Raw genomic sequence first — 7,425 nt, 5'->3', positions numbered from 1 at the left:
ATTATTTTGGTTCTCATATTCACGGCCAATAGCGGTAACCGTGCAGCAGCCTTTTTTCATAAGGCTTTGTGCAGCAGCACTTAGCGCAGAAAGTCTGGCTTTATGCATACTTTTAGGGGTGACAAATGAGAGAAAATCGGCGAGCATTGTTTTTACATTCATGGCAGCATTCATGGTTAGGTGTTTTTGGCGAAAGATCAGATCGGGAACTGCCATGAATGTTCCCTTCGCCTTTAACTATTTGTTTTATCTATGCCATTCGTGGGGATTCGTCAGGTAAACTAGTTGAAAATATCAATCCCAGACTAGTCGAGAGTAATAAGGTCATTGTTAAGGCTACAAGTAAACCCCTTTGTGAAGTGCCCCCTTTGCTATTTGGAAGCATGCCGAATGATGGTGGTCATTTGTTATTAGATAGAACTGAGCATGAGGAAATTCTTAAGAAAGAACCTAACGTTTATAAGTATTTAAAAAAAGTGATTGGTGCATCAGAGTTTCTTAATGGGAAAGAGCGTTGGTGTCTTTGGCTAAATGACATTTCTGAACAAGAATTGCAAAGTATGCCAATGGTCAAACTTAGAGTCGAAAATGTAAAAACTGCGAGACAATCTAGTAAAAGGGATGCCACTCGAAAACTGGCTTCTAGTCCGCATTTGTTTGGATTTATCAGTCATCCTGAGTCTTCAACGTACATATTAGTACCCAGCGTTTCCTCAAGTAAGCGAACTTATGTTCCATTAGGACTTTTTGATCAAGAAGTTGTTTCTACAAATCTTAACTACATAATTCCTGGGGGGACGCTTTACGAGTTTGGCGTTTTATCGTCTTTACTTCATAACGACTGGATGAGGCTAGTAGCAGGTAGACTAAAAAGTGACTATCGATATTCAGCTTCAGTGGTATACAACCCTTTTCCTTGGCCTACAGTTTCTGAGGCACAACAAAAACAAATAGAGCAGCTCGCGGAAGCTGTCCTGCTTACCCGTGAGGATTTTCCCGGGCTTACGCTTGCACAGTTATATGACCCAAGCAAAATGCCAGCATCATTACTTGAAGCCCATCAAGCATTAGATATGGCTGTTGATAGGCTATACCGTGATAAACCATTTAAAGACGCAACAGACAGGCTTAGCTTTTTGCTAGCAAGATATGAGTTAGTGGTAAAAAGTGCTGAACAAAATACCAAACAGAAAAGCTAAAACATGGCTCAGATTTGAAATTGTAAAGGATATACGATGAGTAACCTGTTAGATGTCACATACCAGCAAACCGGTCAAAGCACCCATTCGAATAATATGGGCATGCGTGAAATGCAGGCCCGTGTTTTTGCCGAGCGAAACAGCCAATATCTATTAATTAAGGCACCACCAGCATCGGGTAAATCTCGCGCTTTAATGTTTTTAGGTCTTGATAAACTGATTAATCAGGGTGTTCGCAAGGTTATTGTTGCTGTGCCCGAAAAGTCTATTGGAGGCTCGTTTCAAAGTACGAAACTTACAGAGCATGGTTTTTTTGCTGACTGGAATGTAAAGCCTGAACTTAACCTATGTGTGGACGGTGGTGAAGCAGGTAAGGTAAATCTGTTCCAGCGCTTTATGAATGGCGATGACAAAGTACTAGTTTGTACACATGCCACGCTGCGCTTTGCGTTTGAAAAGCTAGATGTAAATGCATTTGATAACTGCTTGGTCGCTATAGATGAATTTCACCACGTTTCTGCCGATGGCGATAACAGATTAGGTGGGTTAATCGATGCATTGATGAAAAAGACTACGGCGCACATCATAGCTATGACAGGTTCCTATTTCCGTGGTGATACAGTTCCAATTTTATTGCCTGAAGATGAGGCGCTTTTTACCAAAGTTACTTACACCTACTACGAGCAGCTCAATGGTTATCAATATCTGAAGTCATTAGGTATCGGTTATCACTTCTATCAGGGCAAATATATTGACGCGTTGCCAACGGTATTAGATGAACATAAGAAGACGATAATCCACATACCTAACGTTAATTCCGGTGAATCAACAAAAGACAAACATGGTGAGGTAGACGCCATTCTTGATGTCTTGGGTGAGTGGCAATTTCAAGACCCTATCACTGGTATTCATCAAATATTAACCAAAACAGGGCGTACCATTAAGGTTGCCAATTTGGTGAATGATGATGCTAATCAGAGGCCTAAAGTGCAAGCGTATCTACGTGACATTAAATCTGCGGATGAGATGGATATTATTATCGCCCTTGGGATGGCAAAAGAAGGGTTTGACTGGCCTTATTGTGAACACGTATTAACTATTGGCTATCGCAGTTCGTTGACTGAAATTGTGCAAATAATTGGTCGGGCAACACGTGATTGCAAAGGGAAAAGCCATGCACAATTTACCAACCTGATTGCGCAGCCCGATGCCCAGGATGATGATGTTAAAGTGTCAGTAAATAATATGCTTAAGGCTATTACCACATCGCTTCTGATGGAGCAGATTTTGGCTCCAAGCATCCAATTTAAGCCCCGGTCTCAGTGGGATGGTAGACCGTTACCTGCCAATACGGTGTTAATTGATGACACAACTACCACACCTGTTTCGCAGAAAGTAGTCGATATATTAAACGGTGGTCGAGGTGAAATTCTTGCTACCTTGATGGCCAAAGAGCAGTTGGTAAAAGAGGCAATTACTGAATCTGTGCCAACTGAGGCTATTACACAAGTAGCGTTGCCAGCAGTGATCCAAACTTTATACCCCGACCTTACCGAAGATGAGCTGGAACAGGTTCGTTCGGGCCTGCTTCAGAGCATTTTGATTAGTCAAAGCGGTGGCTTGATTGATGGTAAAGACTTACCTGAAGATGCTGATGTCGATGATGGTAATGATAGTAAACGTTCGAGTGAGTCTGCTGCAGGCCAGCAGTTTCTTAAGATGGGTGAAAAATTCATCAATATTGAGAATTTGAACATTGATTTGATCGACGCAGTAAACCCTTTCCACGGCGCTTATGAAATTTTATCTAAGACTGTGAATGCGGCAATGCTTAAGACTATCCAGCAAACTGTTAGTGCTGGTCGCTCCCAGGTTTCAGAGGAAGAGGCTGTTATTCTATGGCCTAAAATTAAAGCTTTTACTCGTGAACACCAGCGTGAGCCGTCACTAAACTCTAGTGACCCAATAGAGGTGCGGTATGCAGAAGCTTTGGCATTTATCCGTAAAATGAAGCAACAAAGAATGGCGCAGCAGGAGGGTTAGGATGATCCGCCTTTCAACGAGCAGATTAGTTCTGAAAGCAACTTTAGACGATATTCTCAGCGATGATGACGAACTGCTTGATGTAGTGCCTTTAAAGAAAAAGGCAGCGCCAGTTGATCTAATTAGTAATCAGTTTGCTGAGATTGAAGCTTTCTATGTACAGCATGGTAGGTTGCCCAGCATGGCTGCTGACGCCCCAATGGCTGAAAAACTATTGGCACGGCGCTACAAGAATATTAAAGCTAACCCCGCGTTACTGGATTCTCTGCGTACCAAAGATAGCCAGAGTATTCTTGATATGAAGCCTGGATATGCTCTGGACGGGTTGGTTGCTGAAGAACCTCCAACTGCCTATTTGGACAAGTCTGAGTTAGTACAATCGTTAGATGACATCTTTAATGACGATGATGATGATCTACTGAACTTTGACGCACCCGATATCTTTGCAATCCAGCATGTTCAAGCGGAGAAGAAAGAACAACCTGATGAAATTGCTCAACGTCAGCCCTGCCCAGACTTCCCAAGATTTGAGCCACTATTTGCGACAGTGCATCGGCAGATAAAATCGGGTGAGTTTTCTACGATACGATTCAGGCATGAGTTAAAAATCATCGAAGGTGACTTTTTTATTCTCAATGGTGTAATGGGCTACGTTCATAAAGCTGGTGAGCGGTTAGAGCAATACAGTAGCTACAATGCCAGGTTGCATATTGTCTTTGAGAATGGTACTGAGATGAACATGTTGTATCAGTCACTCACTCACGGCTTGGTGCGCGATAAAGAGGGTCGGAAAGTGTTATTGAGCGGGGCTAGGCTGGTCCCATCTGATGCACAAGTACCATCGGGATTAATCTACGTTTTAGCGACTAAAAGCAATGATCCTGCTCTCGTACCTTACCTACATAATCTCTATAAGATAGGGTTTACCGAGACTACCGTTGAACAACGGATTAAAAATGCTGAGAAAGATCGTACCTTTCTCGAAGCACCAGTGAGAATAGTCGCAACCACTGAATGTTTTAATCTAAACGCACAGAAATTAGAAGCATTGGTGCACGGATTTCTAGCAGCAAGGCGTTTAAACGTAACGTTAAGAAGTGAGAGTGGGCAACTGTATACTCCCAGAGAATGGTTTAACGTTCCGCTATCTTCAGTGCAAGCGGTCATACAATATATTGTCGATGGGACTATCTCGAAGTACCGGCTGGATAATACCACTGGAAAAGTGCTTTCGAAGTAATAGTTACACTGTACTTAAGAATTGTTACATAAGGGGTATACGGGTGCCGGATAACTTGATAACAAGGGAAAATTTCCCAGTTACTTATGACCAGCTGATGAATCCTTTACTGCGGGCATTGGGTGAGCTAGGCGGCTCCGCATCTAATGCAGAGCTGCTAGATAAGGTGATTGAGCTTGAGGGGTTCTCTGAAGAACTTTCTAGCGTATTGCATAACCCTGATCGCGGAAATCAGACTGAAGTTGGTTATCGTTTAGCTTGGGCGCGCACTTACTTAAGGCAAGCAGGTTATCTACTTAATTCAGCGCGTGGTGTGTGGGCATTAACTGATTTAGGGCATGAGCACTCCACCGTAGATCCTGATTATATTGTACGGTTAGTTCAGGGGCGTTTAACTGATACAGCCGTAACACCAGCTGGCGCAGAAGTTATTCCTGAAGACGAGCTGCCTGAAGAAGCGCTGGAATGGCGAGAGCAGCTTCATCATATTTTGATTAACCAAATGACACCTGACGCGTTTGAACGGCTTACACAGCGTTTACTGCGCGAATCTGGCTTTATAAATGTGCAGGTTACCGGTAGGACTGGTGACGGTGGCATTGATGGTAAAGGCATTGCACGCATTAACGGTTTAATGAGCTTTCATATTGCCTTTCAGTGCAAAAAGTACCAAGGTTCTGTTGGTGCACCAGAGATCCGTAACTTCAGAGGGGCAACTGTAGGTGTTGCTGATCGTGGCTTATTTATCACTACAGGCACATTCACACGTGCAGCTATCGAAGAAGCCAACCGAGTAGGTGCCGCACCGATTGACCTCATTGACGGTGATATGTTAGCGGATAAGTTAAAAGAGCTTTCACTGGGTGTTAAAACTGAAATGGTTGAGAAAGTCACTGTGCAACCAGATTGGTTTACCTCAATATAATTTTTGACGTCAGCATGGCTGCTAAGATTGCATGGGGAATAAATTCTGTCGGGCAATATTGCCACATTAAGCAGGTCGCTAATGGAAAAGCTTGTAACTGCCATTGTGTTGACTGCGGTGAACCACTAATTGCTTACAACTCAGAATCGTCATCGAAAATAGAATATTTTGGACATGAGCAAGGCTCTGTGTGTCAGGGCGAATCAGTCCTTCATAAGGTAGCGAAATCCATTCTTTCAGACTTTGCATCTGAAAATCAAAGCATTCTTTTGCCTGGATATTATGGCTCTTCCTCGGGAGCTGATTGCATGGGAAAAGAAGTTATATCAACTTACTATGAATTAGAACCTCGTATTAAAATTTGCAGAGCAGAAGCTGAAGTAAGATTCGGCAATATTATTATCGACTCTGTAATAGCAGATGCTTCAGGTCGTCAAGTTGGCATTGAAATTTATGTTACCAATGCAAAATCTAACGAGGATAAAAAGAAGTTTGCGCAACTCGATTTTGAGGTTGTTGAAATTGACATAAGTAAGGTGGCTTGGAACGTTGAACTAGAAGAGCTACGTAGCTTATTAATTCGGAAGGCAAATCGAAGTTGGGTTAATGATGCGTTCGTCAAAGCAAGGTGTTACGAAGTAGCTAAACAGAAGCTACCAAAGCTAATTGAGCAAAGAAACGCAAAGATATACGGCACTTTTAAATTCGAGATTGATAATTTACTTCGAGGGTGTTCAATATTCTGTGTCAGCCTGATCACAGGTCAATATGAGCGTCTAAACGCCCCTCGAAGTGTATCGACAGCTGTGACAGCGTCAGATTCCAGTTTTGCACCGGGTGGGTCCAACGCTCAGATGCCTGCAAGATACCGGCATAGAGCAGCTTAAGCAAACTGTTTTCATTGGCGAATCCGCCCTTGGTTTTGGTCAGTTTGCGGAACTGGCGATGCACGGCTTCTACGGCATTCGTAGTGTAGATGGCAGTTCTAACGTAGTCCGGGTATTTAAAATAGGCTGATAGCGTCTGCCATTTATTACGCCAGGATTTAATCACCACCGGATACTTCTCTCCCCATTTAGCCTCAAGCTCGTCCAGTGCTGATTCGGCGGCGTTTAACGTGGTGGCTTTGTACACGCACTTTAAATCCGCCATAAAGGCTTTCTGGTTCTTGCTGGCCACGTACTTAAGCGAGTTACGGATTTGGTGAATAATGCAGTGCTGTATCTCGGTCCTGGGATAAATACTCTCAATCGCTTCAGGGAAGCCTTTGAGGCCATCAACACAGGCGATGAGGATGTCTTTCACACCGCGATTATGCAGGTCTGTCAGCACGCTTAACCAGTGATGTGCACCTTCGTGCTCAGACAGATACAGGCCCAGTAATTCCTTTTTGCCTTCTACATTGACCGCCAGTATGGTGTAAACGGCTTTGCTGATGTAGCGGCCATTTTCTTTGATTTTGTAGTGGATGGCATCGAGCCAGACGATGGGGTAAATCGGGTCTAGTTCCCGCTCACGCCAAGCTTGCAACTCAGGTAACAGTTTGTCGGTAACGGCGTTGAGCGTTCCGTTAGAGATACTGATACCGTACATTTCTTCGATGTGTGCACGGATATCCTGATAGCTGGTGCCAAGGGCAAACAAGCCGATGATTTTACGCTCCAGCTCGTCGGTTAACTGGGTCTGGTGCTTTTTGACGATTTGCGGTTCAAAGCTACCGGCACGGTCTCGCGGCGTATTTAATTCAAAGCTGCCGGAGGTACTTTTCATGGTTTTGGCTGAGCTGCCGTTCTTGCGATTAGGCACTTCACCTTGCTCAAGGTGCTGTTCTAACTCGGCCTGCATCGCTGCTTCTGTCAGTTGTTTAATTAACGGCGTTAAGATACCGTCTTTACCGGACAAGCCTCTGCCATCACGTAATGCCTGAATGGCCGCTTGCATATCGAAAGTTGGGTTGGTCATGTGTCATCTCTTTTTCGCTTAGTTTAATGAAATGACACAGAATTTTGAACACTACC

5 protein-coding genes and 1 pseudogene are annotated in these 7,425 nt (G+C 43.7%); 4 read left to right on the top strand and 2 right to left on the bottom strand.

Translation table 11 applies throughout. The features are described from left to right. Positions 1 to 216, bottom strand: a pseudogene (locus H141_RS0119025) (hypothetical protein); the annotation flags it as partial. Between the two features lie 2 nt (positions 217 to 218). Here H141_RS0119025 and H141_RS0119020 point away from each other — a divergent pair. The 4 genes from H141_RS0119020 to H141_RS0119005 are packed head-to-tail and all read left to right on the top strand — an operon-like array spanning position 219 to position 5,407. Then, the gene (locus H141_RS0119020; RefSeq protein ID WP_019677862.1) at positions 219 to 1,199 is read left to right on the top strand and encodes a type IIL restriction-modification enzyme MmeI; all 981 of its coding nucleotides are present in this window, start codon (positions 219 to 221) and stop codon (positions 1,197 to 1,199) included. Positions 1,200 to 1,235: 36 nt separating this feature from the next. Beyond that, entirely contained in the window at positions 1,236 to 3,242 is a 2,007-nt protein-coding gene (locus H141_RS0119015) for a DEAD/DEAH box helicase (RefSeq protein WP_019677861.1), read from the top strand. Position 3,243: 1 nt separating this feature from the next. Then, positions 3,244 to 4,482, top strand: a complete 1,239-nt coding sequence (locus H141_RS0119010; RefSeq protein ID WP_019677860.1) for a GIY-YIG nuclease family protein — start codon at positions 3,244 to 3,246, stop codon at positions 4,480 to 4,482. 43 nt (positions 4,483 to 4,525) lie between these two features. After that, a complete protein-coding gene (locus H141_RS0119005) occupies positions 4,526 to 5,407 on the top strand; it encodes a restriction endonuclease (protein WP_019677859.1) in 882 nt (293 codons plus the stop codon). Between the two features lie 756 nt (positions 5,408 to 6,163). Here H141_RS0119005 and H141_RS0119000 read toward each other — a convergent pair. Further along, positions 6,164 to 7,369: an IS256 family transposase gene (locus tag H141_RS0119000; protein ID WP_019676638.1), complete on the bottom strand. Its 1,206-nt coding sequence runs from the start codon at positions 7,367 to 7,369 to the stop codon at positions 6,164 to 6,166. Positions 7,370 to 7,425: the final 56 nt, after the last annotated feature.

It is taken from the genome of Arsukibacterium perlucidum DSM 18276, assembly GCF_000382165.1.
GTDB lineage: Bacteria > Pseudomonadota > Gammaproteobacteria > Enterobacterales > Alteromonadaceae > Alishewanella > Alishewanella perlucidum.
This window is presented reverse-complemented; position numbering and strand designations above follow the sequence as displayed.

Coding starts and splice junctions, on each gene's coding strand:
- H141_RS0119020 (WP_019677862.1), top strand. CDS start 219: ATGTTCCCTTCGCCTTTAACTATTTGTTTTATCTATGCCATTCGTGGG.
- H141_RS0119015 (WP_019677861.1), top strand. CDS start 1,236: ATGAGTAACCTGTTAGATGTCACATACCAGCAAACCGGTCAAAGCACC.
- H141_RS0119010 (WP_019677860.1), top strand. CDS start 3,244: ATGATCCGCCTTTCAACGAGCAGATTAGTTCTGAAAGCAACTTTAGAC.
- H141_RS0119000 (WP_019676638.1), bottom strand. CDS start 7,369: ATGACCAACCCAACTTTCGATATGCAAGCGGCCATTCAGGCATTACGT.